Genomic DNA, 25,393 nt, shown 5'->3' with positions numbered 1-25,393 from the left:
AATAAAACAGACAATCCTGTTATTAAAAAGAGGTGGTGATGGAAAAAATGGCCAGCAAACATTAAACCTGTTTATTTCGTGTAATACAGAAGATCAGTAAAATGCCGCCCAAAGTTTACGTGCGGTGACGATCAAATAAAACAGACAATCCTGTTATTGAAAAGAGGTGGTGATGGAAAAAAATAGCCAGCAAACGTTAAACCTTTTTACCTGGGGGAATCCGAGTCGTGGAGATGATGCCATCGGTTCCGAGCTGCATCAATTTATTAAACAGTTTATCAGCCGCTTTGCCCTTCATCATATTCAACTGATCGAAGATTTTCAGCTGCAGCCGGAGCATGTCTGCGATATTACCGATAATGCCTGCGTGGTTTTTATCGATGCCAGTTATCAGGGGAAAAGTCCCTTTCATATTGAACAGGTCAGCGCTGAAAATACGCTGAGTTATACCACACATGCATTAAGCCCGGCCGCATTAATGGCAATATATGCACAAACACAAAACAAACCATGTCCGCCAGCTTTTCTGTTCTCAGTTCGTGGTTATTCTTTTGAACTCGGCGCTCCTTTATCCAAACAGGCGCAACAAAACATCACCCTCGCCAGACAATTTCTAACCGAACTGATGACCTGTCAAAATCCCCATAAGCAACTGCAGCAAGCGGTCCAACGCGAAAAAGATAAACAAAATGCATGAATTATCTATTGCCGAAAGCATTATTGACCTGCTGGAAGAACATGCCATCACACATAAATTTAAAAAGGTGACTAAAATTACATTAGAGATCGGCGTATTAGCCGGAATAGAAAAATCGGCACTGTTTTTTTGTTTTGATGCGGCGGCGCAAAACAGCATCGCACAAGGCGCGCAGTTACTGATTGAGGAAAAACTTGCCAAGGGGTTTTGTAAGCATTGTCAGTGCCAGGTAACTGCCACCGATTGGTATCAGCCCTGCCCCTATTGCGGGCAACTGCTTATTAACATCACTGAAGGTGAGCAGATGAACATTAAATCTTTAGAGGTGGAGAATTAAATGTGTAAAGTCTGCGGTTGTAATCAAGCTGAAGTGACCATAGAAAGCACCCATGGCCACCATCACGAGCACCATCATAATCAGCACCTTAATTTTGAAAAACCTTCGCCGGAGCTTAGTGAAAGTACCTCGCGGATAATTGAAATTGAACAGAATATTTTATCCAAAAACAATTATTACGCCGGCTTGAATCGCGAGAAATGGTCAGCCGATCAAATTTTCGCAATCAATTTCATCTCCAGTCCCGGATCAGGTAAAACCACCTTATTAACCGAAATCATCAAGTCTATCAAAGCGAAGCATTGCATTTACGTGATCGAAGGAGATCAGCAAACGGCGCTCGATGCGACAAGAATCCGAGAAACTGGCGTGCAAGCGCTGCAGATCAATACCGGCAAAGGCTGTCACCTCGATGCGCAGATGGTCGGCCATGCGGCTAAGCATCTCGCTATGCAGAAAAACGCATTTTTGTTTATCGAAAACGTCGGTAACCTGATTTGTCCGGCGGGTTTTGATTTGGGAGAAGCGCATAAGGTGGTTATCTTATCGGTCACCGAAGGCGAGGATAAACCCTTAAAATACCCGGAAATTTTCCATGCAGCCGATCTGCTGGTGATTAACAAAATCGATCTGCTGCCCTACGTTAATTTTAATCTGCAGCAGTGCTGTGATTATGCAAAACAGATTAATCCCAAGATTGAAATTATTCGACTTTCTACCACTAGCGGTGAAAATATGGAGCAGTTGAGTGCTTGGTTGATTGCCGGAAAAGCGAAGCTGCAATCCGACCAAAAAAAATTATCATAAGGAGCAGACTATGTGCCTAGCAATGCCCGGACAGGTTATTTCAATTAATCAATCAGCGACGCCGATCACCGCAAAAGTTAATTTCAGCGGGATCATCCGAGAGGTGGTGATTGAATGGGTTGATCAAGTTGCAGTGAATGACTACGTGATTGTTCATGCCGGATTTGCGATCAGCAAACTGGATCAGCAAGCGGCCTTAGAAACCCTGCAACTTTTTGAGCAGCTGGATCAGCTGCAGGAATAAAATGCAGAGCACAATCATCTGCCCGCATAAACGACAAAAATTAGGATAAGCAATGGCATCAGCAAGCATTAAAATGGCGCATGGTAGTGGCGGTCGCCTTTCTAACGAACTTATCAGTGAGCTGTTTTTTCCGGCCTTCGCCAATCCTATTTTAAATCAGGCCAACGACGGTGCATTATTAACCATGGACAGCAGGCGCTTGGCTTTCTCCACGGACTCCTTTGTGGTTAACCCGTATTTCTTCCCCGGAGGTAATATTGGCGATCTTGCCGTTAATGGCACACTTAATGACATTGCCATGTGCGGTGCTGTTCCACAGTTTCTCTCGGCGGCCTTTATCCTCGAAGAAGGTTTACCCATTAAAGATCTGAAAAAAATAGTCAACAGCATGGCTGCCGCCGCACTTTCGGCACAAGTGCAGATAGTGACAGGAGATACCAAAGTGGTCGAGCGCGGCGCAGCTGACGGCATTTTCATTAATACCTCGGGGATAGGAATCATTACACACCAGCAGCAGATAGCGCCGCAAAACGCTCAAGTTGGCGATGTTGTTATTACTAACGGTTATATCGGCGACCACGGCATCGCCATCCTGTCGCAACGCGAAGGTTTAACTTTTGAAACTACTATTCAATCGGACACCGCCGCCCTGCATACTTTGGTCGCCTGCATATTAACGGCTTCTGCTAATGTCCATGTACTGCGCGATCCGACCCGGGGCGGCATCGCAAGCACCCTCAATGAAATAGCCCAGGCCAGCCAAATGGAAATTCGTCTGAATGAATCCACAATTCCGATGCGTGATTCGGTGCGCGCCGCCTGTGACCTGTTGGGACTGGATCCTTTAATTGTCGCCAATGAAGGTAAACTGCTCACCATCGTGCCCTTAGCTGACAGCGACAAAGTATTAAAAGCGATGCGGCAGCACCCGCTTGGCAGAAAAAGCGCGATTATCGGTCGAGTGTTAAAGCAAAATATTGGCAAGGTGACCCTTGAAACCAGAATCGGCAGCTTACGAGTGGTTGATATACCGCTGGGTGAGCAGTTACCGAGGATCTGTTAATGGAGGATTCATTGTTAATTAAGCTTGCCGATAAAAAATGTCTTTTCCTGTGCTCTGCATTTAATGGATTAAGTCAGAAATTTTGGGTTCATTTCTCACCCTTATTTAAACAAAGCCGCTTAATGCTGGGAATTGATTTAGCCGCTATTAAAGCATTTCAGCCGGACCTGATACTTTGTCCCTTTTTGAATGATTTTATTCCTGAGAAGACTTGGGCTGCAATCCCCTGTTTTATTGTCCACCCCGGCCCTGCAGATCAAGCCGGCCCGAGCGCATTAAACTGGGCGATTTTAGAAGGAAAAACCCATTGGTCAGTCGCTATTATTCAAGCCGGTGCGCACTGGGATGCAGGACCTGTTTGGGCGCAGGCCAAATTCCAACTGCCCGTAGCCTCCCTATCCAGCATCTATCGCCAGCAAATTTCGGACACGGCGCTGCGACTGCTTCCTCAAGCTTTAAGCCGTTATTATTCAGGCAAGAAACCGCTGTTAACTGCCCCGCCCGTTTATAGAATGAGAATAACGCAAGAGCAGCTGCGCATCACCTGGAATCAACCAACCGCTGAAATAATCAAAAGAATTCATGCTGGAGACAGTCAGCCAGGTGCTCCGGCAATTATTGAAGATAATCACTACCTGCTTTTTGGCGCGCAAAGCGGCGAGTCAGCGCTGCGTTTAAAGGACTCACCACCAGGGGAAATAATCGAGCAGCAGGATGGTCAAATCTGTGTCAGTACAGCGGACGGCTGTGTATGGATTGCGCGTATGGCACACCCCGCTGATAATATTAAAATAAGGCCTGCAGATCTGCTGGCCCGATCGACCGACACGACCTACTAACACGATCACCAGAGGAATAGTCAAATAATATGCAGGAAATCAGCTATCGGGCAGACAACAATGTGGGACATATTAAATTCCCCATCCATAACGGTGCCATGGATTTAAGCCATTGCCGGCAGCTTTTGCAGACCATTGAACTGGCTAAAGCAGATGATGCCTGTAAAGTGATTATCCTCTGGGGCGGGCCTGATTTTTTTTCCAATGGCATTGACTTAAATGTCGTTCATCTGCAATACAACGCCTCTATTCTTGCTTATAAAAATCTCAAAGCATTGAATAAAATAGTGCATGCCGTATTAACCACTGAGACTAAATTAGTGATTAGTGCCCTGCAGGGCTCAGCCTCTGCCGGCGGCGTGATGCTGGCGATTGCAGCAGACCTGCGCTATGCCCGTCAAAACATCGTTCTCAACCCCTCCTATGCAAATTTAGGGCTGTGCGGCTCTGAATATTGGTCGGTACTTTTACCCGCCATCATAGGCTATGGTTTTACTCAAAAACTGCTCTATGAGGCAAGTCCACTCTCTGCAACTGAAGCCCTAAGCCTGGGATTAATTCATCAGCTCATTGACAGCGAACCTGACGCTTTTAAGAATAATATAACCGCCAAAGCGGAATATTTAGCCGCAACCAATATCAATGCCCGGCTGGCAGCCAAAAGCGTGCTCAATCATCAAATACTTGCACAGATGGAAGCGCAGGTAAAACTGGAATTAGAAAAGATGAAAGACTGCTGCAATCACCCGGAATTTGAATCAGCAAGAACCCGTTTTGTAGAAAAAAACGGTCAGCAGCAGCCATTATTTCTAAGCGCAGGCTCAAGCAATATCAGACAGGAAAATAAACGGGATGGTGCTCAGCAAGATGGCGATCAACAGAATAACAAGCAACGGGATGACCATGAGCCAGACAACGAACCAGACGACAATACATAAAAAATTCAATCCCGATGCCTTTAAAAACCGGGAAATTGTTAATAAGCTCGCGCAGGAGATAAAATTAATCAGTACGCGAATGGCGCCGCTAAAAATCATGCATATTTGCGGTGGCCATGAAAATGCCATCGTCCGCTACGCTATTCGCCAATTTTTGCCCGCGCATATTAAAGTTATCGCAGGTCCGGGTTGTCCAGTCTGTGTCTGCCCGGTAGAGTCGATTGATGAAGCGATCACTCTAGCCCAGATTCCCGGAGTTACTCTGCTTACTTTTGGCGATATTCTGCGGGTACCTGCAACCAACAGCTCACTAGAGGAAGCTCGCGTCAATGGTGGCAGTGTAAAAGTCGTCTATAGCCCCCTTGATGCAATAAAATTGGCTCAAAATTCGCCGCATCAGACCTTTGTTTTCTTCTCGGTTGGTTTTGAAACCACAGCAGCAGGTATTGCCGGACTGATCCATTCGGGTGTCCCGAAAAACCTTTTTTTTCTGATTGCCAATCGTTACATGCCGCCAGTTCTGAAATTATTAATGGAGGTCCACGATGACAGCCTGCAGGGATTTCTGCTGGCAGGCCATGCAACCGCCATTACCGGTCTGGGGGTTTATGATTTTATGCGCGATGAATTTAAGCTGCCCTGCGCCACGGCAGGTTTTGAACCCGTAGATATTCTGCTGGCTATCCGTGAGCTGTTAAAATTGATCAAAAACGATCAGCATCAGGTGATTAACTGCTACAGCAGAGTGATTAAAAATGAGGGCAATCTGATCGCGCAAAAATGTATTAAAGCAGTGTTTGATCTTAAACCCGGCGTGTGGCGCGGAATAGACAGAGTGGAAGATTCCGCCTACGTGCTTAAGGATAAATACGCCTTTCTTGACGCTCGAAAACAGCTTGCCTGTAACCCGTCCTATCCGCCGCAAGCCCATCATCCTAGCTGCCTCTGCCATCGAGTGATGCTTGGCGAAGTCGAACCGCAGGATTGTAAACTGTTTAAAAAAGCCTGCACCCCCAGTAAACCCTTCGGCCCGTGCATGGTCTCCCCCGAAGGTACCTGCCATGTACGCTATAGCTATTCTGAAATCAAAATAGACTCCTTATAACCGCGCTTAATCTATTGGACTTGTTTGCCGGTTTTTATGGTCAGTTTCTTTGCGGGTAATTTCACAAGCCCACTAATAATGATCAGTAATCAAATGTAATTATCTTTATAATGGGTTAGGAATACTGCCAATCAAGTACTTAAAAAACGCGGTAACTCACTTTTTAATAGGATAAAATACAATTGAATTTTTTTATAAAGTAAAGGGCTGAGTATATGGCAAAAATTTTGGTTAGTGCATGTTTGCTTGGTTGCAAAGTACGTTATAACGGCAGTGATTTAAAACCTTCAAATAACGACTTTAACTGGCTCATCAAAAATCATGAGATAGTTTCATTTTGCCCTGAAGTCTCGGCAGGTTTAGCCATTCCAAGAGTTCCGGCAGAAATTCAATGCGGTGTTGGACAAGATGTATTGTCGGGTAATGCAAATGTCCTGAATAGCGATGGTTTGAATCTCACCGATAAATTTTTGCTTGGAGCACAATTGGCTCTTCAAAAATGTAAGCAGGAGAATATAGAGTTTGCAGTATTAACTGAATACAGTCCTTCATGCGGCAGTAACAGTATTTATAATGGTGATTTTTCTGCTAAGAAAAAAGTTGGCAATGGTGTTACTACTGCAATGCTTAAAAAGCATAATGTGCAAGTTTACAGTCAGCATCAAGTCCATCTATTACAACTAGCATTGAATAAAGAGTGCTAAGCATTCAAAACGCTTGATGTATTACCACTGTCATTGTTTTACTTAAAACTCAAATAAAAAGACCAATATTGTACTGGCCTCGCTGTTTTTTCTGCGACCTAAGGTTAATTAAACCGAAGGTCTAGAGAATGGGTTATTTTAATACATCAGCCAGCGTTTTATCGCCGTTAAATAATTCAAAAACTTTACCGCCCAGCTCAGGCTTGCCTATCGCATAGGTCAATGCGCGGGCAACATCTTCGCGATTAATGGTCATCTCCTGTTTACTGCCGGGTCTCAGGGTTTGTACTTTACCCGTGGCATTATTATCGGTTAATGAACCAGGCCTGAAAATGGTGTAATTTAGCCCGCTGCGTATCAAGTGTTCGTCGGCCATGTGTTTGGCAACCATGTAAGGCCGCATTTCGTCAGTACCTTGAGAGGGGTCGTCAGCGCCAATAGAGCTAACCATTACAAAATGTGTCACATTTGCCGCTTTTGCGTAATCTACCGCTTTACATGCCGCCCATAAATCAATGAGCATGGTTTTGTCAGCGCCTGTTTTACCACCGGAGCCGGCACTGAAAATGACCTGATCACAACCTGCAAATGCCGCGCTGAAGTCATTTTCCAAATCCCCTTCAACTATGTCCAGTTTGTCACTGTGAATATCAGCCAATTTAGCTTTATCGCGTACTAAAGCTATCACTGTTTTACCATCGGCTAGCAGTTGTTTTGTGGTCATTTTAGCTATTTGTCCGCTTGCGCCTATAATGAGTGTCTTTTTCATTTTATTCTTTCCTTAATAAAGCTCTACTCATAGAATCTGCCGGTAACGACAGCATCTGATAAGATCTTATAAAACCGAAAAAATGTCTCCCTAGATCGCCATCCTCGGCGGATGGTGTAGATTCTTAGCTGATTCAGCGTCCCATCAACAAACAACAAGGCGCACACATAATCAAATAAATTATATTTTACTCCTTTTGAGACAATATATTATTGTCATATGCTACACCTTAATATCGATAATTGCAGCCTGAGCAGTGGATATCGTTGCGCGCTAAAATAGAGGAAAAGCTTTTTGCTAAGATCGGGCTGTAAAAATAAAAGCGCAGCTGCGACGAGCTTCAGAAGGAATATTTATGACGGCTGGTATTGTATTGCTGAGGGGGATTTTTCGCGGCAAACAACATTGGGTTCACTTCACGGAGAAACTTCAAGCCGTGTTTTCACACAAAAAGATCAACGCCGTTGATATTTCAAGCTGCGGAGAGCTGTCTTGTGAACTATCACTCTGCTCAATCGAAGCGATGGTAAATAGTCTCCGTTCTCTACTTTCAGCGCATACTAAGTCGATATTACAGCGCTTTTACTGGGTGGCATGATTGACTTAAAATAGGCAGAAATGTCCCCTAGTGAAGTCGGTAGTTTGCTTTGTATCAATAGCAGTACAAAAAAATTCAGTCCGTTTATCAACATTTGCCACCTAAAAACTACTTAAAAATACTCAGAATGTCATGGGCACGTCCCTTTCAAAGAGAGTCCGTCATTGGGTTTCGATTGACAGGCAGCATTCGATGAGGAGAGTTGATTTTGTTATCCCGTTGTTTGCTGCATTAAGGTTCACAATAAATAAACCGGATTGCCGGCTTCTTTTTACATTCTCAACTCAAGATAAATTAGTCAGTTATCAAGCAACTTGAGCACTGCTTATTCGATGGCAAGTGACGTTAGTCAATAATAAACTAGATGGCCATGACATCCCTATGGATAATCCTTTATGGTGGTGTGAACAATTGCTTAGTTGGTTATATGCCCCATCAGATTCAGTTTTTCAGAACAATAGTTTTCAGAATAATAATTTTCAGAATAAGCAATAAATTAAAACCAGTACATAGCAGATCACCGAAACCATTGATATTCATCAATGTACCTCTTTTTAAAGAGGTACAATCTATTTCTAAACCACCTGCTAAGGATCATAAAAGGATCACCAATTAAACGGTGAACATCCTGTTGTTTGACTGGTTTGGTTTAGCTTGTTGTTTTGACGCACGCTTGTTCTTGTACATTTCAATATCAGCATGGCAAGTCAGGAGATCCAAATTGGCTCCGTCTGCGGGCCACTCGGCAACGCCAAAACTGAAACTATATGGCAGGCTTTCTTCCTGGTAGATCAGAGGGACGGTGGTCAATTTTTTTTGTAGTAATTCAATCTTGTGCAGCAAATTATTGACAGTTATATCGATCAACACCACCAGGAATTCATCACCACCAAAGCGGCAGATAATATCGGATTCACGAAACGAGGATGTCAACTGTTTAGCGAAATCGACAAGCACCGCGTCCCCGCAAAGATGGCCACGTTGGTCATTAATATTTTTGAAATTATCAAGATCTATTACGACTAAATGAAATTTTTCATCATAACGTTGAGCGCGCTTTTGATGAATTTCAAATAATTCATCAAAATATCTGCGGTTCAATAGGCCCGTCAAACTATCATATCGTGCCAGAACAACATTTTTTTCATACAAAAATTGGCGATTAAGGACCTGGATTATCTGGGTTCGTACGTATTCCATAACAAACAGATCCGTTTCATCATAGGCATTGATACTGCGGCTGCAGACGGTGATGAATCCGATCAGCTTGCCTTCGTTGAAAATAGGCGCACCAAGCATCGAACGTATTTTAAGTTGCTGTAGAAGAGCATGCGATTCTATGCATTTATGCGCGGAAAATGCTTGGATATCCTCGATACAGAAACAACTTTTAGTTTTGCCTGCCATGGCATGCCAGGCGATAGATTTTTCCAATTCCACAGATACCGGTGCTTCACATACGTTAGATAATCCATTGGCAGCCACCATGTTCAAATTGCCGGTAGAATCAAGTATCAGAAAATTACAAATTTCAGCCGATTTCATGGCCGAAAGAATACAGTCGAGGACAATCGCGTAAAACTGTTCAGAGGTGTTGATATCAATAGCCGCGCGGTTTATCTCCATGATAGCGTCTTTGATATCCATTATTCTCTGCAGTCGATTTTCTATCTGGACGCGCTCTGTAATGTCATTGATAATGCCAATCATGCCGGTTATCTTGCCCTTTTTGTTGAGCACCACCGATTTATTGAAGATGACGTTACGCTCGTTGCCATCGGCTGAACGCACTTTTGTTTGATAAATCTGTGGTAAGCGCTGCTCAAGGAGTTCCAGATCAGCCCGTTGATAAATATCCGCCAAATGCGGGGGACACAATTGAAATACCGTCTTGCCAAGGATCTCCTTCCTTGACTTGCCCAAGTATTCTTCAAAAGCTTTATTACAATGCCGGTATACCAGTTTTTCGTCTTTAAAAAATACCGGACTGTTCAAACCATCCAAAAGCGTATTGATAAAATCGAGTTGGTTTTCAAGCGCCAATTGTATGGATTTTAAATTCGAGATGTCCTGCACGGTGCCGACCGCCCGTTCAACTTGACCATCCGCTCCCAAAAAAAACAACACGGAAATCTTTTTCCATATCGGCTCGCCTTGAGGGCCCAACATTTTAATTTCATGCTTTTCACTGCAGCTATCATCACGGGTTAAATCATTAATCCGTGATGCTATCAAGTGGGTGATATGTTCGCCCAGGCTCTGTAAGTTTAGTTTATGCGCTACTTTTTCTGACGTATAGAATTCGACTATTTGCGAATTTTGTTCCCATTGCCAGAACAGCAGATCACCTTCGACACTGGACAGTTTGATGAAATCTGCTATAGGATCCGGTAGTGGCCCCTCTGCAATGGGATTGATTTGAATGGAATCCTCAACCTTGTTTACTACTGGTTTGTTGCTTTGTTCCATTTTTAAAATTCTCCAATCAAACAGTTAAAAACTGTCATTATTACGGAAAATGTGTGCAACATTTTTCCTATTTATTCGACTTTACCCGTCAGTTTTATACCCGACATACTATTGTAAATTAAAATTTATCTTTAGCTGGCGATCACATTCACAATTTCAGCGTGGGCATTTCGAATAAAATCGACTTTCCTGAAACATTTTAATCTGCAAATTGATCTATCACATTACTTGGGAATGACCGAGCAACAAACGGCTGAATGCATCTTCCGGTAGCGGTTTAGAAAATAGATAACCCTGCCCATAATCACATCCGGCGGCACTCAGCAAACTGCGTTGTTCCTCAGTTTCGATCCCTTCCGCGATGACTTTCATGCCCAGTTTGTGGGCCATAATGATGATTGCTTCACACAGTACCATGTTATCTGAATGCGCATTAAGATCGCGCACAAAGGACTGATCGATTTTTAGGTTATCGATGTGAAACTTTCTAAGGTAGGACATGGATGAATGGCCTGTCCCAAAATCATCAAGTGAAACCCCTATTCCGGAATCACGGAACGCCAGCAGCTTATCCATCACGATCCTACTGCCATCAAGCAGCAGACCTTCGGTGATCTCAATAACCACAGCCTGACCGGGCAGCCCGAGTGCCAGCAGGTGTTCCAACCAGCTGGTTATGTCACTTCCTCCCTCCCGGAACTGTACCGGAGATTTATTAATACTTATCTGAAAATCATCATGATACTCAAGTCGCCATTGGGCGACTTGATCGACCGCCTGGCGAAACACCCAGTCACCAATCTCAATAATGGTGCCGGTCTCTTCGGCAACGGGGATAAATTCTGCGGGGCTTACCATACCAAGTTCAGGATGATGCCAGCGGATCAAAGCTTCGGCTTTACAGATTTTACCTGACGCCAATTCTACAATCGGCTGATAGTAAAGCTCGAGCTGATTGTTTTTTAGTGCATGGCGTAAATCGTTCGCCAGTTGTCCCCGACGTTGTGCCCGTGCCTGCATCGCGCTGGTGAAATAGTGGTAGCAGTTCCGCCCCTTCTCCTTGGCCGAATACATGGCTTGATCGGCATTTTTCAACAGCATTCCGGAATCTTTCCCGTCTTCGGGATAGAGGGTTATGCCAATGCTTGGGGTAATATAAATGTTTTGCCCACCCAGCAAGAATGGCTCTGATAATTCGCGCAGGATCTTTTGTGCAACACGTTCTACACATTGAGTATTTTTCAACCCGCCCAGGATCAGAGTAAACTCATCTCCTCCAAAGCGAGAGACCAAATCGCTTTTCCGTCCACAGTTACGCAGCCGCTGTGCGACGTCGATAAGAAGCAGATCGCCCATATCATGACCCAGAGTATCGTTGACCGCCTTAAAGCGATCAAGATCGAGAAACAGCAAGGCCACACCCAGGCCTCTACGCTCGGCTTTATTTCTTTCATGAATCAGCCGCTCATGGAACATATGACGATTGGACAGGCCGGTTAAATTGTCGAAGTTTGCCTGTCGCCAGATGATTTTTTCAGATTTTTTCCTATCCGTAATATCATAGAACTGTGCCACCCGGCGGTGAAGCGATCTATCTTTATTATAAATGGAGTTGATGCCCAGCAAGACGATATAATTTTCACCATTTTTGTGGCAGCAATTGATCTCTCCCCGCCAATGGCCGGTACTCTTGAGGGCGATTTCCATGCGTTGATAAACCCGCTTATCCTGCTCTTTGGAAACGATCACTTTATGGCTCTTTCCGGTGATTTCAGCGGCGCCATACCCCGTCATTTTTGTAAACGCAGGATTGGTGGTAATGATATTGCCATTGCTGTCGGTAACCGTCATTGCCTCTTGGCTATTTTGATAAACCATAGAAGCCAGTTGCATCGACTCTTCAGCTAACTTGCGATCGGTGATATCGGTATGCGTCCCGCTCATCCGCAATGGACGCCGATCCTGCCCGTAGTTAACTATTTTGGCACAATCTAAGATCCACTTGTACTCTCCCTGTTTGGTACGCCTACGATATTCAATTTTGTGTTGCGCAGTTCGCCCTTCCAGGTGATCAGTCACTGATTGCCAGACAGCCTCACAATCATCGGGGTGAATCCCATCGGTGTTGATAATGTTGTCATTGTCAATCTCCGCAAAGCTGTATCCCAGCATCTCTGCCCAGCGCGCATTTCTTTGCACTGTATTGGCTTCGATATTCCAGTCCCAGAACCCCAGGTCACTGCCTGACAAGACGGAAGTAAGCTGCTCCTTTCTTGCCCGTATTTTGTCTTCGGCATGTTTACTGTCCGTGGTATCTAATATACCGGCAATCACAAACTGGACAGCACCATCTACTCGATAGCAGGAAATAGTCATGTGGGCATAAACGCTCTGCCCATCCTTACCGATGAAGCGTTTATCGAGCGAATAACCGTCACTTTCGCTTATCAGCATACGGTCATATTGGTGTAATTCAAGATGCAGATCGTCAGGATGAGTCAGCTCAGGCCAGCTCAGGCACAGCAGTTCTTTTTCGCTAAACCCAAGCATTTTACAAAACCGGGGATTTACCCTTAACCAGCCTTTGTCCGGATGGGTAATGGCAATCCCGATGCTGCCCAGATCAAATTGAGAACGGAACAGAAATTCACTTTCCTGTAGCGCAGCTTCGTTTTGGTTACGCCGCAGTCGATGGACAAACAGCATTCCTAGCGTGGAGGTTATTAAAGGGTAAATAAGCAAGATCGGAAGACTGATATTAGAAAGTACTGCTAACGCCTCATCCCAGGGAAAAACAAACATCAGCGCCAACATTACCCCGTGGATGCCGAACCCAAACAGGTATATTTCACCAAAGGACAGTGCAGACAAAGGTTTCTGACGATAATAGCGCCAAGCAATGCCGAGGGTGCCCGAAGTAAAAATCACCAAAATGCCGATAATTACAGATTCGTCTCCGCCCTGAAAGAAACGCAATGTTGCGGTTATTAGCATCGCAATTAACGTGGGAATAGTGCCAAAAAACAATCCCGATATCCCGAGCAGTACTGAACGGGCATCAAAAATAATGCCCGGCGCATATTCCCATGGCGTGAGCATGATAACGATACCGACCAATCCCATCGCAATACCTGAGAAAATAGCCCAGAGAGAATGGGATATGCTTCGGCTGCGGGTGGCTGCCGCATCATAGATGAAAAACATTGCCAGTAATAAAGCGGCATTATGAATTAACGTGAGAAGGCCAAAATGGTTCATGTGAATTTTACTCTATTAAGCGTTTTATATTGTTTTGAAGGCAGACTGACAAGAATAACAATTAAGCACAAAAATAGCTCATAGCCATTTGATGTATAGTTAATATTTATATGTGGAAATATCTGTACAAATAAAATAACAATTGAATTAAAGGCCCTCAGTTACTTTTTTATATTGATATTTTTGTCAATGCCTGAATGATTTAGTGTTGTGCAACAAAGAGGCGATCCCATTGACTTTTGCCGGTAGCGATAACCCATTTGCCATAATATATTTAATCAGATTCGGGCACAAAAAAATGAACCGCATTCTTGCCTGAGGCTTTTGATAAGTACATGGCTTGATCTGCTTTTTTAATTAAATCCATCGATTTTAGTCCATCAGCCGGGAACATTGAAATACCAACGGATGCGCCGATTTCAAGAGCGATACCAGGCAGTTCAACAGGCGCATTAATCGTGCTTACAATTCGCTCGGCAACCTGCAAAATTTCATCTTTTGCTTTGGGATTATTGATAACAAAAACAAATTCATCTCCCCCCAAACGGGCAACAATATCCGATTGCCGCAGAAATTCTAACAACCTCTTGGAGATAACTTTAAGCAACTCGTCTCCGACATTATGGCCATATTTGTCATTAATTAATTTAAACCCATCAAGGTCAAGAAACATCACCGCCAGTTTGAACTGCTGACGTTCACAATTTACTATTTTTTGGTCTAAGCGCTCCATCAGTAAGGTTCGGTTTGGTAAATCGGTCAAGGCATCATAAAAAGCCAAATGCTTGAGATGTTCATCTTTATGCCAAAGATCAGTAATATCGTTAAATACCGAGACATATCTTAGCGGTTTGCCCTGTTCATCGCGGACTATGCTAATGGTCAGTCGTTCTAAAAAAAGAGCACCATCTTTTCGGCGATTCCATATTTCGCCATACCACTGACCCTTTGTGGTTATCTTTTTCCACATTAGGACATAGAACTCATCACTATGACGGTACGATTTAAGAAAGCGGGGTGTCTGACCGATCGCATCATCTGCGCTATAACCGGTGATCAAACTGAAGGCCGGATTAACAGACAAAACGATTCCATTGGCATCGGTTATCAAAATACCATCGACTGTACTATCAAAGACACAAGCGGCTAATTTTAGCTGCGCTTCAGTTTCTTTTAGAGAGGTGACTTCGCTAGATTGAATTGAAAAACCTTGAACAGCGCCATCAACATCAAAATCGGGAATATAATGTGCGATGATATGGCTAATACTGCCATTTTCTTTTTTCAGGGTCCGCTCAAAGCGCTGCACTTCGCCCGCCAGCGCCTTCAGAATATAGGGTTCATTAAGGGCATATAACTGCTCCCCTGCAAATTCCCTAAAGGACAGGCCAATAAGATCTTTAGGAGACTTAGTAAACCACTTAGTGAATGCATTATTAGCAAATTGGCAGCGTAAATCTTTATTCCAATAACCTATCATATCAGGCACAGAATCAATGATTTTTCTAATAAATTGCAAACCTTGAGCCTCTGACTGAGACACCGACTGTGCTTTTTCCAGCTGCACTCGAGTGCGTTTTATAATCCCGTTAAGGTAGGAGATATAACTGCAAATCAGGACAAAAATAATCATCTCGAACAGATCAAAAAGGTTATTTATTAAGGGCTGATCTGCCAATAGTGGCCATAAAAACACCACCGTTAAACATGCCAGTAAGGTGGCTATTAAACCTGCGGAAATCCCGCCATAAAGTATTGCCACAATCACTGCAGGATAAAAAGTAAACCAGGTGATTTCATCTCCAATAGCGTTTAATGGCCATACGCGTAAGACGCTGGCAATGCTTACCAGCAAAAAAGCAGCAATAAAATTTTTAGAGTATTGAAAGGGAAAAAATCCAGTACGCCTGGCTACTACTTTTATCATTTCATTCATGTTCATTCCCTGCTCTGTCAATACGAATTTAGGTTTTACCAATAAACAAAATCTGCTTTACGGCATTTTTATTAGCAGCTTGGGTTTTTATACCGCAGCGACTATCGTGTTAAAACATTGCAGATCGGCGGAATGGATTTTCAGCTCCGGCTGCTGGAAAATAAATTATGTATTGGTAAATTATGACTTAGCTAAACGTACAACGTACAGCAAAATGACCGCCCCAACCGTTGCCGTAACGATTGAACCAATAAAACTCCCGGAATGCAGACCAAGCAGTCTAAAGGTAAAACCACCAACAAATGAACCAACGATGCCAATGGCAATGTTTCCGATGAGCCCAAAACCAGAGCCTTTTGTCAGTTGACCGGCTAACCAGCCGGCAACAGATCCAATAATTAAAAATGCAATTAATGACACAGTATTCTCCTTAACTTGTATGATCTTTTATGTTTTATATGAGTTTGAATAAAATACTCATTACTCATTACTCATTACTCAGCTGGAGTTTAAAGCATTTTACGAAGTATAAAATGCATTATCACTGCCGGCGTATCCGATTATAACTCGTATCTGATTTTATTAATGTACCAGCAAATGATGCCCGAGGGGGTTGTCACCAACGCCTCATCGTCTACTTCACATTTTAATAATGCGCGGGCCATTGGACTATCGACGGAAATGTAATCTTTACGCTGCTGCAACTCACCACGTTGATATATTTCATCCGGACCTACAATTTTAAAGCATTTTTGTTGACCTTGCGCATTTTCAATATCAACCCATGCACCAAAAAATATCCGGCCCCGTTGCGCAGGATGGGGCACAACAACAGTGACTTGCTCAAGACGTTTTGTTAAAAAACGAATACGAGAATCTATCTGTCTTAAAATCCGCTTATTTTCCTTATAATCAGCGTTATCTGATCGATCGCCTAAGCTCGCGGCCCACGCCACTTTCTCGGTGATCTCAGGACGATGCTCTTTCCACAGATAATCTAGTTCTGACTGAAGTTTTTCATAACCTTCTGGGGTAATTAAATTGGTTGGCAATATCGCTTCCCGTTTTTTGAAATATCAGCTATTAATATATGCAGTTTACCCTTAATTTAAAAGTGCTTACCAATCAAAAATTTCTGATCTGTCTTTTATTATTGTTATTAAAAATACGCTTAAGCAGTGCAGCTTAATTGATAGACTTAAATAATGGGGTTAAACGCGGGTACAAATGGCAGTTAAAAGCACATTGGAAGAACAAGTTGAGTGACGTATCGATTAAATTAAAAAGGAGAAAAAACAAGTTACTAATTTTTCAGAGTTTTACCGTAATGACAATAAGATGAACGGTGATCACTTTCCAAGTCTTGTATAGGCTCGAAGGAGATCGAGGCGCATCTTTCCGGTCATCAAAAACGCTTTATCTTTTTATGCATAAATTGAAAGCGGTGCGCACAGAAAGAATCTGTTTTATAAAAAATGGGGGTAACTTCATAGACATATGATTTACCCCACCGCGAACACCGCATTAATAATATATTATAAATCGAAATCAGCAGGACTAATGCCAACTGCAAGACATGCATCTTTAATGGCTTTCTTTTCATCTGGATCAAAATCACCATCAGCGCCACCAATAATGATACCAAGCTGGATACAAGCTCGAGCTTGATCTTCCTTACCTTTCAATTTACTTATCGCCTGTATTGCATCAATACGTCCAAAGTCAAAATCAGCGGTTAATTTATCACAATAGTAATCAAATTTAGTTTTCAAATCGCTAGCATCAAACACTTGCAAACTTTCATTACTCATTATAAATGCAGCCGTTTTACTGCGCTCTGAAGCATCTATACTGCCGTCAGCTGCTGCGACTAAAGCACACATTGCCATTGAAGCATCGGAAAATTTTTGGTTTTTAAACTTACCAATATTTTTTTGTAAGCCGTCATTCATTTCATTGGCTTTGCCTTTCAAATTATCCCATAAACCCATTTCTAAATCCTCTTTTTACTAATTAATATTTAAATTTTATCCTGCATTGTAATCAAAGGCAGGGACTTATATGGTAATTACTAACTCTTTATTCTGCAACCTTTTACATTGATAGAAATGTAAGGCTCAGTACCAAACAATACAGCATAAATTATTATTAAGATAACTATAACCGTATCAGTAAGCTACTCCACATTAAATGGTTTCACAACCTCGTTCAGCACGTAAAAGCTTTTATCAGCCATTTTCAACATCGGAATATCAACCGGTAAATTGCCAAATGCCTGAGTAATATCATAGCGCTCATCATTGCCACTAAAAACGCTGTTTAAGCGCACTACTTTTTCCTGTTCCTGGCACTCACTTTCAATTTCACCCGTCAGCAAGCCATTCTGCTCTACTATAGAGGTACCAATCACGCGCTTAACGGGCCAACCGAGCTTTTCCACAATACCGGCTATATACGACTCTGGTGATGCCGTAACAATCCATATTTCAATGCCGGCATCATTTAAATTTTTCATAATATCTACCACTTCAATAATTGGAGTGACTTTATCAAATAATGCGAGACCAGCGTCAAACAGCTGTTCCCGCTTTTTCCCATGTAATGATTTTTTGTATAAATAGGTTTTAATCGAAACTTTAATCCCCTGTTGATAAGTGGAAGTCTTAAACAACAGGGGTAATAATTGTATTGCTAATGGTCTGTTACCTAAAAAATGCTTAAACAAAAAATTTAGAGAATTTTCTTGAATTAAGGTTTCGTCAAAATCAAACAGTGCTATTTTCATTTTTATCTTCTTTTTGCGAGGGCATGAAACTTATTTAACGTCTTTAATTAATGCGCATGCACCAAACGGCATCTCATTCATTTCAACAACATCAATATTCTTTTCTCTGGCCAGTTTTAATAAATGGACGGTACTGGGGTTAAGTTTATCCTTCACTATTAATAAATCAGGTACTCTTCGAAGCATCACTCTTGTCGCTTCGGCAATACCCGGCTTGATCCTGTTTTTATTAGAAACATGATGCTCGCGCATAATTTCCTGCAAAAAAGTGCGAGTCATCGACTGCCGCGTTTGTGCAGAAAGTGCTTCATTTTGTAATGGGGATTGAAAATCACTTAACTTAAAACAATCTGTAATTTGATCAATAAACCAGTTGGAACGGTCGTGATTCTCCAGGTGAGAATATGAAATACAGCCATGAAAATCATCCGCTTTTATCTGCTCATTCAAGACCGAACGGCTGACTAAGCCGCTCACGGTCGAATTCATTAATGCACTTGGTATAGCATAATCATCATAAGTAGCTGAAAAATCTGCTGTACCACCGATATCTGAAATAACAAATAATTGTTCAGATAGATTGAGGTTACGGCGCATATTATAATGCTGGACTGCTTTTTTCAGTTCTTCGGTCATCACTCCTTTGGCGGTCCAACCGTCCACAAAAACGATGCTTTCAGGTTTTATTTTTTGATCAAAAATAAGGTAGTCCAGAGCATTTTCATCTATGCCCTTATCGCGAATGATACTGATAGAATAATGCGCTGAATTGACCTGTGAATACGCATTGATCGCACGATTTAATAACACTCCGATTGGCGTGCCAGCCCGCACCAAAGAAACAAGACAGATATCACCGTGACGATTTTCAATAATTTTTTTGGCTAATTGTAAAACTTCAACCGCGAGGCGTTGTTTGTATTGCGCAGTCAGCTTTACAAACAGCTCATAATAGTCCTTCGACGGAGCGCTTTCTTGACTCACCATTTCTGAATAATGCATGACACCGGTTTGAATTAAGCGCTCCTTATCTTCAATAGTATAAAATTTAGGTTTGATGTTTTTTAACAGAAATAAACAATCTTCTGCGCAATAGCTGCCCAACAAAGGGCTTTTATCTGAGGGTAAATTATTAAACATGGGAGATAGCTTTCATTATTTGGCTGGATTTAGGAAAGATAGCAAAATCTAAATTGCGCATAAAGGGCAGATCAGACAAACTGTCTCCGATCCCGAAAATCACATCTTTATCAGACATATTTAGCTTTTTTACCAAGTAGTTAACCGCTAATTCTTTACTCGCATAGGGTGGCAATACGGCGAAGTTACCTTCATTGCCATGAATGCTAAAGTCGAGTTGCTGTAAATATAAGTTAATCTTAGTTAACAAGCTTTCCTGTAGGTTATGAGTAGGGATTTTTATGCAGATATAGGTACAAATATCATGATCTACGATCAAGCGAACACGAGCCTCACATTTTATGGCGCTAAAATAATCAATCAGCTGACAATGTGTCTGAGTCAGTTTTTCCTGCCAGTGTTTCATATCATAATTGTTATTTAAATACTTAATCCAGCAGGGCAATAATGCGGCGTTATCATCTAAAATCAGCGCCCCATGAGAAACAATGGCATATTCACTGTTGCTCACCTGATCAATAATACAATGCGCGTATGAACTCGTTCTGCGCCCTGTTACCGCAATAAATGAGGCTTTCAACATCGTGAACATCTGCACTAATTTCTGCTGCTGCAGTGTGGCATAGGATTCTATTTGACCCGATTTGTTAATAGAAGCTACCTGACTATCAGCCGTTTTTGTATGTTTTCTTTTACTGCTAAACAAACTATCATCTAAATCGGTGAACACAAAGACACGAGACGACTGAGTCATTTAAGAGCCTCATATTTTGTTAAAGGGTATTTACTTGCAAACTCATGGGTTTCTCTTGCACTTTCATTTTCTAATAATACGTACACGTCTCTATTACCTTGTTCAAAATTATAAAGGTAATGTTCGACATTAGTGTTGTCAAAAGCAAAAGATAGTTTTTTCTCAATCGATTCTCCCAACAGTAAAGGAGAGCGGTTAATAGATTGATACAGCACATCACAACCTGCTTGTTGATGTTTTTCAGCAATCAGGAAAGGAATATATTGATGCTCACCATTAGCGATAATGGTCATCTCTTTTGATGACTCAATACTTGGCAGGTGACCTGAATAAGGCATTAACATCGCGCAGCGCCCGAGTTGATCCGATGAAAGTGATTCACATAAGCCGGTATCTGCGTTATCCGGTAATTGAGGTTTAAAACTTTCTTTTTTCGCCATGGATATTTGAGCTTCCATTAACGACACATAACGAACCGGGATATTAAAATCTGTTATAGATAAACTCTGTTTTTTATCGACTAAATTAACTAATGAAATAATCACAATTTCTTCGATATTCATTAAATGTTTTAATAATCGAGTGATCAGCAATTTAATGGTTCGACCCGTGGTTATCTCATCATCGACAATCACCAAACGTTTACTTTGTACGATACCTTCAAGCAAAACTGCTTGAGGTGCATAGAACATATGATCAACCGCATGACTATGTGCTTCATCAACACAAAACCACAAAGGGCGATTCAATTTATGACGCGTCGTATGCTGAAAATAGACACTTTCTTGCTGGTCTCTTGCTAAACTATCGGCAACCCCTGCCCCGAGTCCCGTTGCGGCTTCAGCGAGGCTCACAACATAAGTTGAATAATCCTCTCCCAGAGACTCGGATAATGAATCATAAACGTCTCTCATCACATTGGGCTTGGTGGGAACATAACGACCAAGCACTTTGCTGACAAGCATAAAACTGCGCTTGGGATTTTGCCGGCAAGCAAAGGTTAATAATTCTTCAACTGGTTTTTTTGTATTTAGGACATTAAGCGAAATAAGCCCCGCTTGCGTTTCAAAATTGTAATTCATAGTGTCTTTACTTAATTTAATGTTTTAAATAAACCTGTCGCATTCATTTTCCAGCTTAAAGTGTATTGCTCTAAAATCTGAGCTGAATTGCAAAGTGAATCATTATCTCAGCTTTCACGCAGTGTATTATTTGTACTCGGAACATAGCTACTGCTGATTGTTCGCTGAGTATAAATGGTCAATAAAGATAAAGCTCCATCAATCAAGCTCGTAAGTGATCATAACCACAAAAAAGCTGAATGTTGGAGCTTCAATATCAAGCGTTATTAATTAAATTAATTTAGCCAATCATTACATACATAACACCAGCCCAAACAACAAACATGGTTAACAGAAAGTAAGCAACATTTTTAGTTACTTTTTTGTAGTTAAAAATCAAGCTTGCTGCAACGCCCCCGGTAATACCAACAATAGACCAGCGTAACAAGGTTAAACTATCATCTTGAACCAAAGGTAATGAGTCAATACCATTAATGAGGAACCAAACCAGCAAAGGTAATGCAAAAGCGATAGTTGTATCAAAGGTATTTGATGCTAGCGGATTAGCAACCGCATCTTCATATTCTCCTTTTTGCGCGTCTTTGAGTGACAACATTAAATCAGGAACAGAAGATGCCGCAGATCCAAATATTAATCCGGCAAAAAATTCAGGTACGCCGAGCACCGATGCGCTGCCTAAGACACCTTCAACTAACAGATACGAAGAGCCGGAAATAATAGCAATAGCTAAAATTAAAACAACCAGAGACGATACTAATGTAAAGGGTCTGTTTGAGAAAAATAATGTATTGAAGTTAAATGTAATTAAATTTAAAAATACGCCGCGATCATTAATTTCTTCATACTCATATTGTTCTTCGTCATCACCTTCCTGCTCACGTTTTGAATCAATATATAAGTGAACGGCGTAAAATAAATAGATGATGTTTAATACGACAGCCATCCATAAAGAAAAATGATTAAACCCGAGAAAGATGATCAATGCAAATTCTGCCGTTAACACCCAAAATACGTCTCTTATTAATACTCGTTTGGTTAATTTAATAGATTTAACGGCGGTGCCGTCCTCATCTTTTGCCATAATAATAGAAAGCGCCGGTATAACACAGCCGTTAAATATTGCAGATCCCGCTGTCACACCTAATGCCACCATCACTAATGACGGGTCGCCAAACCAGAACAAAGTTGCAATCACTACGCACATTTCAGGCATACTTGATCCGACTGCATTGACGGTTGCACCCTTCACGCCGGGTGGGAATTTCCTCCCTAAATAAGAGGCGCTTTGCTCAAAAGTATCACATGCGTATTTTAATAAATAACATGAAAAAATAATTAATAAAAAGGGCCATACGTTTTCCATTGTGTTCATTTCAACTCTCTAATTATATTCAGTACGTTTTACATAACATAAAAAATGTTATGTAATATTAATTCAATAGGTGACAGCCATTTCATGTAGCTCACCTGAGTAACCCGGCCCATTACTTTAAATTTCTACTCTCCTTTATGACGGAATAATTCGCCAAAAATTAAGACGGTTTATGAAGAATAATCCTCAGACAATGCGCATGGAAGCACTCTTTTTTAAACAGACGCTATCGCCTTTCGCAAAAAGAATGCCATTTTATGTCCCATGATAGTTTAGCGTCATTAAATGTAAAGAGAAAAGTGGATAACTTATTGATCACAAAAAACAGCGTCAGGTTACATCATTGATATTAAGACTGGTTATATGCAAAGAAAATTATAAGTAATGTCTTTTGACTGTCTCTATCATGCCAGGCAATTTACTGTCTTTAGTCGGTTCACCAATAGCAGAAAATTTCCAATTTTTATTATGTAAATAGAATTTACCCAATACCATTGAAAGCGCGCCTGAAAATTGCGGGTCATTGGTAACATCATAGGTTGCATAAACATTGTTTACACGAGTTGGAGTACCTTCATACAAACGGATAGAAGCAAAAGGAATGGTTTTAAAATCATGACCACTGTAAGAGTTTAAAACAAAGACTATTTGATGAGCTTTGCTGTCTAGGCCATTTAAATTTAGTGTGATTATTTCATTGTCCAATCCGTCATCACCATCTAGATCGCCTGTTCTATCATCACCGGAGTGTTTGATTCCTTGGGTTGCCAATTTACCGAAATAGACAGTGTCTATGACTTCATTATTAGCATCAAAAACAATACAACTTGCATCCAGGTCAACGGCAACCTTTTTTTTGCCGCCAAATAATCCTTTCTTTTCAATAGCGCCCCAGTTCACACCAACACAAATTTGTTCTAAGTTCGAACCATTGCTTTTTTCAAGGCTGATTTTTTGCCCTTTCTGTAATGAAATTGCCATCGTTATTTCCTTAATATGGACATGCAAAAAAAAGGGGGAACAGATGCTCCCCCGAATAAATATTGGTCGGCTAACTCTATTTAATATTAAACATTAACATTAAATTGTTGCGCCATCGCTTTTAAGCCACCGGCAAAACCCTGACCGACTGCTTTAAATTTCCATGCACCATTGTGGCGGTACAATTCACCGAAAAGCAGTGCAGTTTCAGTAGAATAGTCTTCAGATAAGTCGTAACGGGCAACTTCGTCTTTGTTTTCAGCATTTACCACGCGAATGAAAGCATTAGAAACTTGACCAAAATTTTGTTTGCGTGATTCAGCTTCGTGAATCGTCACACCAATAATAATTTTCATCACATCAGCAGGGACTTTGCTTAAATCAATTTTAATTGCTTCGTCATCACCTTCGCCTTCGCCGGTTAAGTTATCTCCAGTATGTTCAACGGAACCACACTCAGAAACTAAGTTACCGTAAAAAATAAAACCTTTGTCTGAAAGTACTTTACCTTCAGCATTAACCATAAAACCGGATGCATCTAAGTCAAAATCAGTTCCGTCAGTACTTCTTGCATCCCAGCCTAAACCGAGTAAACATTTGGACATACCTGGAGCAACTTTTTCTAGTGAAACATTTCCGCCTTTTTGTAGAGAAACAGCCATTCTGATACCACCTTTTTAGTTATTGAAAATAAAATCTAAAATCGAGTCTAACATGAAGCAGAGTAAAAACTCTACGTGTAAAAATCAAGATATACTAGCCTATTAACTGAGGTCATATCGACCAAAATAAATAATAAAGATTCGACCATTAAGTCCACAATAGTCGCTGGATTATTTGCTTAAGCCCGAAAAAGCCAAAATAAATGCATAAGACGTAGTACATTGAAACTATTGGACTATTGGTTTCTTAGATAGTTCAACAACAATCGCCTAAATGCACATACAAAACTTTGGGAAAGGCTCTGTTTCATTTACATGCTCTTCACAGCCTGCTAATGCACGCTTTCCTGTGCCCCTATTTCGCAGGTAAATATCCTGTTTATCATTCCAAATCGACACAGTTTAAAGGTGAATTCATACAAAGTTTTTTATGATGGTATGCATCTCAAACTGGGCAATAGTAATAAAGATAATAATATCACGGGAAAATATTAGCAGACAAATAGTGCAAAAGTGCGAAGTCGGGCACAAAGAGAGTGACAATAAAATTTAAAAAATGATTCATCTATTTTCATTGTGCTATCTCTCACGGAGAAAAGACGTAGCAAACTGACTTAGGCCAGTATCTCAAACAAAAACGGTCAAAAAAGCTCAGCTACGGTTTATCAATATTTAATCATACATACAGCTATTTTTCGCGCTTAGGCAACAACATTGAGTTAGCTCAATATTGTTGCCTAAGCGGCTTCAGATCCCATCACTAAGGGTTCAGCATAAACCACATAGATATCACTAATAGCGATAAAATTCAGTGCTGCAACTATCCTAATTCGCTGTATTTTGAACTGTTATC

Annotated in this window: 24 protein-coding genes; 10 read left to right on the top strand and 14 right to left on the bottom strand. The window is 41.5% G+C overall.

The window, feature by feature from the left end; genetic code table 11:
• Window positions 1–172 precede the first annotated feature (172 nt).
• The 9 genes from ACJAZP_RS01125 to ACJAZP_RS01085 all read left to right on the top strand — a co-directional run bounded on the left by ACJAZP_RS01125 (window position 173) and on the right by ACJAZP_RS01085 (window position 6,734).
• On the top strand, window positions 173–697 hold the full coding sequence (locus tag ACJAZP_RS01125; RefSeq protein WP_415228888.1) for a hydrogenase maturation protease: 525 nt from the start codon (window positions 173–175) through the stop codon (window positions 695–697).
• Window positions 690–1,034 (top strand): hydrogenase maturation nickel metallochaperone HypA, encoded by a 345-nt coding sequence (hypA, locus tag ACJAZP_RS01120; protein WP_415228887.1) that lies wholly within the window; start codon window positions 690–692, stop codon window positions 1,032–1,034. The genes ACJAZP_RS01125 and hypA overlap by 8 nt, the downstream gene beginning before the upstream one ends.
• Window positions 1,035–1,841 carry a hydrogenase nickel incorporation protein HypB gene (gene hypB / locus ACJAZP_RS01115; RefSeq protein WP_415228886.1) on the top strand — a complete coding sequence of 269 codons (807 nt, stop codon included), beginning with the start codon at window positions 1,035–1,037 and terminating at the stop codon, window positions 1,839–1,841.
• 10 nt (window positions 1,842–1,851) lie between these two features.
• Window positions 1,852–2,085, top strand: coding sequence for a HypC/HybG/HupF family hydrogenase formation chaperone (locus ACJAZP_RS01110; RefSeq protein WP_415228885.1), 234 nt, complete (start codon window positions 1,852–1,854; stop codon window positions 2,083–2,085).
• Window positions 2,086–2,137: 52 nt separating this feature from the next.
• The gene (gene hypE, locus ACJAZP_RS01105) at window positions 2,138–3,148 is read left to right on the top strand and encodes a hydrogenase expression/formation protein HypE (protein ID WP_415228884.1); all 1,011 of its coding nucleotides are present in this window, start codon (window positions 2,138–2,140) and stop codon (window positions 3,146–3,148) included.
• A complete protein-coding gene (locus tag ACJAZP_RS01100; protein ID WP_415228883.1) occupies window positions 3,148–3,987 on the top strand; it encodes a hypothetical protein in 840 nt (279 codons plus the stop codon). Before hypE ends, ACJAZP_RS01100 begins: the two co-directional genes overlap by 1 nt.
• A gap of 29 nt (window positions 3,988–4,016) precedes the next feature.
• Window positions 4,017–4,925, top strand: coding sequence for an enoyl-CoA hydratase/isomerase family protein (locus ACJAZP_RS01095; protein WP_415228882.1), 909 nt, complete (start codon window positions 4,017–4,019; stop codon window positions 4,923–4,925).
• Window positions 4,891–6,030 carry a hydrogenase formation protein HypD gene (gene hypD, locus ACJAZP_RS01090; RefSeq protein ID WP_415228881.1) on the top strand — a complete coding sequence of 380 codons (1,140 nt, stop codon included), beginning with the start codon at window positions 4,891–4,893 and terminating at the stop codon, window positions 6,028–6,030. The genes ACJAZP_RS01095 and hypD overlap by 35 nt, the downstream gene beginning before the upstream one ends.
• A gap of 215 nt (window positions 6,031–6,245) precedes the next feature.
• Window positions 6,246–6,734: a DUF523 domain-containing protein gene (locus ACJAZP_RS01085; protein WP_415228880.1), complete on the top strand. Its 489-nt coding sequence runs from the start codon at window positions 6,246–6,248 to the stop codon at window positions 6,732–6,734.
• A 133-nt stretch (window positions 6,735–6,867) separates the two neighbouring features.
• Here the strand turns inward: ACJAZP_RS01085 and ACJAZP_RS01080 are convergent, their stop codons facing one another.
• A complete protein-coding gene (locus ACJAZP_RS01080; protein WP_415228879.1) occupies window positions 6,868–7,503 on the bottom strand; it encodes an SDR family oxidoreductase in 636 nt (211 codons plus the stop codon).
• 355 nt (window positions 7,504–7,858) lie between these two features.
• Here ACJAZP_RS01080 and ACJAZP_RS01075 point away from each other — a divergent pair, with 355 nt between their 5' ends.
• On the top strand, window positions 7,859–8,101 hold the full coding sequence (locus tag ACJAZP_RS01075) for a hypothetical protein (RefSeq protein WP_415228878.1): 243 nt from the start codon (window positions 7,859–7,861) through the stop codon (window positions 8,099–8,101).
• 612 nt (window positions 8,102–8,713) lie between these two features.
• Here the strand turns inward: ACJAZP_RS01075 and ACJAZP_RS01070 are convergent.
• From ACJAZP_RS01070 to ACJAZP_RS01010, 13 genes are all read right to left on the bottom strand, one after another.
• Window positions 8,714–10,570 carry a diguanylate cyclase domain-containing protein gene (locus ACJAZP_RS01070; RefSeq protein WP_415228877.1) on the bottom strand — a complete coding sequence of 619 codons (1,857 nt, stop codon included), beginning with the start codon at window positions 10,568–10,570 and terminating at the stop codon, window positions 8,714–8,716.
• 219 nt (window positions 10,571–10,789) lie between these two features.
• Window positions 10,790–13,828: an EAL domain-containing protein gene (locus ACJAZP_RS01065; protein WP_415228876.1), complete on the bottom strand. Its 3,039-nt coding sequence runs from the start codon at window positions 13,826–13,828 to the stop codon at window positions 10,790–10,792.
• 274 nt (window positions 13,829–14,102) lie between these two features.
• On the bottom strand, window positions 14,103–15,764 hold the full coding sequence (locus ACJAZP_RS01060) for a diguanylate cyclase domain-containing protein (RefSeq protein WP_415228875.1): 1,662 nt from the start codon (window positions 15,762–15,764) through the stop codon (window positions 14,103–14,105).
• Between the two features lie 180 nt (window positions 15,765–15,944).
• A complete protein-coding gene (locus tag ACJAZP_RS01055; protein ID WP_415228874.1) occupies window positions 15,945–16,184 on the bottom strand; it encodes a GlsB/YeaQ/YmgE family stress response membrane protein in 240 nt (79 codons plus the stop codon).
• A 140-nt stretch (window positions 16,185–16,324) separates the two neighbouring features.
• A complete protein-coding gene (gene greB, locus ACJAZP_RS01050) occupies window positions 16,325–16,816 on the bottom strand; it encodes a transcription elongation factor GreB (protein ID WP_415228873.1) in 492 nt (163 codons plus the stop codon).
• A 483-nt stretch (window positions 16,817–17,299) separates the two neighbouring features.
• Window positions 17,300–17,755, bottom strand: coding sequence for a tellurite resistance TerB family protein (locus tag ACJAZP_RS01045; RefSeq protein ID WP_415228872.1), 456 nt, complete (start codon window positions 17,753–17,755; stop codon window positions 17,300–17,302).
• Window positions 17,756–17,940: 185 nt separating this feature from the next.
• A complete protein-coding gene (locus ACJAZP_RS01040) occupies window positions 17,941–18,549 on the bottom strand; it encodes an HAD-IB family hydrolase (RefSeq protein ID WP_415228871.1) in 609 nt (202 codons plus the stop codon).
• 30 nt (window positions 18,550–18,579) lie between these two features.
• On the bottom strand, window positions 18,580–19,689 hold the full coding sequence (locus tag ACJAZP_RS01035; RefSeq protein WP_415228870.1) for a cysteine protease StiP family protein: 1,110 nt from the start codon (window positions 19,687–19,689) through the stop codon (window positions 18,580–18,582).
• Window positions 19,682–20,443, bottom strand: a complete 762-nt coding sequence (locus ACJAZP_RS01030; RefSeq protein ID WP_415228869.1) for an HAD family hydrolase — start codon at window positions 20,441–20,443, stop codon at window positions 19,682–19,684. Before ACJAZP_RS01030 ends, ACJAZP_RS01035 begins: the two co-directional genes overlap by 8 nt.
• On the bottom strand, window positions 20,440–21,525 hold the full coding sequence (locus tag ACJAZP_RS01025; RefSeq protein ID WP_415228868.1) for a phosphoribosyltransferase domain-containing protein: 1,086 nt from the start codon (window positions 21,523–21,525) through the stop codon (window positions 20,440–20,442). The genes ACJAZP_RS01030 and ACJAZP_RS01025 overlap by 4 nt, the downstream gene beginning before the upstream one ends.
• A gap of 280 nt (window positions 21,526–21,805) precedes the next feature.
• Window positions 21,806–22,897 carry a sodium:calcium antiporter gene (locus tag ACJAZP_RS01020; RefSeq protein WP_415228867.1) on the bottom strand — a complete coding sequence of 364 codons (1,092 nt, stop codon included), beginning with the start codon at window positions 22,895–22,897 and terminating at the stop codon, window positions 21,806–21,808.
• A 375-nt stretch (window positions 22,898–23,272) separates the two neighbouring features.
• Complete coding sequence (locus ACJAZP_RS01015; protein WP_415228866.1) at window positions 23,273–23,878, bottom strand: TerD family protein; 606 nt, start codon at window positions 23,876–23,878, stop codon at window positions 23,273–23,275.
• Window positions 23,879–23,964: 86 nt separating this feature from the next.
• Window positions 23,965–24,540 carry a TerD family protein gene (locus ACJAZP_RS01010; RefSeq protein ID WP_415228865.1) on the bottom strand — a complete coding sequence of 192 codons (576 nt, stop codon included), beginning with the start codon at window positions 24,538–24,540 and terminating at the stop codon, window positions 23,965–23,967.
• Between the last annotated feature and the right edge of the window lie 853 nt (window positions 24,541–25,393).

The organism is Psychromonas sp., assembly GCF_047632955.1.
In the GTDB taxonomy this organism is placed as follows: domain Bacteria; phylum Pseudomonadota; class Gammaproteobacteria; order Enterobacterales; family Psychromonadaceae; genus Psychromonas.
This window is presented reverse-complemented; position numbering and strand designations above follow the sequence as displayed.

Bases quoted from the DNA above. Each gene is read 5' to 3' on its own strand.
- ACJAZP_RS01125 (WP_415228888.1), top strand. From the start codon at position 173: ATGGAAAAAAATAGCCAGCAAACGTTAAACCTTTTTACCTGGGGGAAT.
- hypA (WP_415228887.1), top strand. From the start codon at position 690: ATGCATGAATTATCTATTGCCGAAAGCATTATTGACCTGCTGGAAGAA.
- hypB (WP_415228886.1), top strand. From the start codon at position 1,035: ATGTGTAAAGTCTGCGGTTGTAATCAAGCTGAAGTGACCATAGAAAGC.
- ACJAZP_RS01110 (WP_415228885.1), top strand. From the start codon at position 1,852: ATGTGCCTAGCAATGCCCGGACAGGTTATTTCAATTAATCAATCAGCG.
- hypE (WP_415228884.1), top strand. From the start codon at position 2,138: ATGGCATCAGCAAGCATTAAAATGGCGCATGGTAGTGGCGGTCGCCTT.
- ACJAZP_RS01100 (WP_415228883.1), top strand. From the start codon at position 3,148: ATGGAGGATTCATTGTTAATTAAGCTTGCCGATAAAAAATGTCTTTTC.
- ACJAZP_RS01095 (WP_415228882.1), top strand. From the start codon at position 4,017: ATGCAGGAAATCAGCTATCGGGCAGACAACAATGTGGGACATATTAAA.
- hypD (WP_415228881.1), top strand. From the start codon at position 4,891: ATGAGCCAGACAACGAACCAGACGACAATACATAAAAAATTCAATCCC.
- ACJAZP_RS01085 (WP_415228880.1), top strand. From the start codon at position 6,246: ATGGCAAAAATTTTGGTTAGTGCATGTTTGCTTGGTTGCAAAGTACGT.
- ACJAZP_RS01080 (WP_415228879.1), bottom strand. From the start codon at position 7,503: ATGAAAAAGACACTCATTATAGGCGCAAGCGGACAAATAGCTAAAATG.
- ACJAZP_RS01075 (WP_415228878.1), top strand. From the start codon at position 7,859: ATGACGGCTGGTATTGTATTGCTGAGGGGGATTTTTCGCGGCAAACAA.
- ACJAZP_RS01070 (WP_415228877.1), bottom strand. From the start codon at position 10,570: ATGGAACAAAGCAACAAACCAGTAGTAAACAAGGTTGAGGATTCCATT.
- ACJAZP_RS01065 (WP_415228876.1), bottom strand. From the start codon at position 13,828: ATGAACCATTTTGGCCTTCTCACGTTAATTCATAATGCCGCTTTATTA.
- ACJAZP_RS01060 (WP_415228875.1), bottom strand. From the start codon at position 15,764: ATGAATGAAATGATAAAAGTAGTAGCCAGGCGTACTGGATTTTTTCCC.
- ACJAZP_RS01045 (WP_415228872.1), bottom strand. From the start codon at position 17,755: ATGGGTTTATGGGATAATTTGAAAGGCAAAGCCAATGAAATGAATGAC.
- ACJAZP_RS01040 (WP_415228871.1), bottom strand. From the start codon at position 18,549: ATGAAAATAGCACTGTTTGATTTTGACGAAACCTTAATTCAAGAAAAT.
- ACJAZP_RS01035 (WP_415228870.1), bottom strand. From the start codon at position 19,689: ATGTTTAATAATTTACCCTCAGATAAAAGCCCTTTGTTGGGCAGCTAT.
- ACJAZP_RS01030 (WP_415228869.1), bottom strand. From the start codon at position 20,443: ATGACTCAGTCGTCTCGTGTCTTTGTGTTCACCGATTTAGATGATAGT.
- ACJAZP_RS01025 (WP_415228868.1), bottom strand. From the start codon at position 21,525: ATGAATTACAATTTTGAAACGCAAGCGGGGCTTATTTCGCTTAATGTC.
- ACJAZP_RS01020 (WP_415228867.1), bottom strand. From the start codon at position 22,897: ATGAACACAATGGAAAACGTATGGCCCTTTTTATTAATTATTTTTTCA.
- ACJAZP_RS01015 (WP_415228866.1), bottom strand. From the start codon at position 23,878: ATGGCAATTTCATTACAGAAAGGGCAAAAAATCAGCCTTGAAAAAAGC.
- ACJAZP_RS01010 (WP_415228865.1), bottom strand. From the start codon at position 24,540: ATGGCTGTTTCTCTACAAAAAGGCGGAAATGTTTCACTAGAAAAAGTT.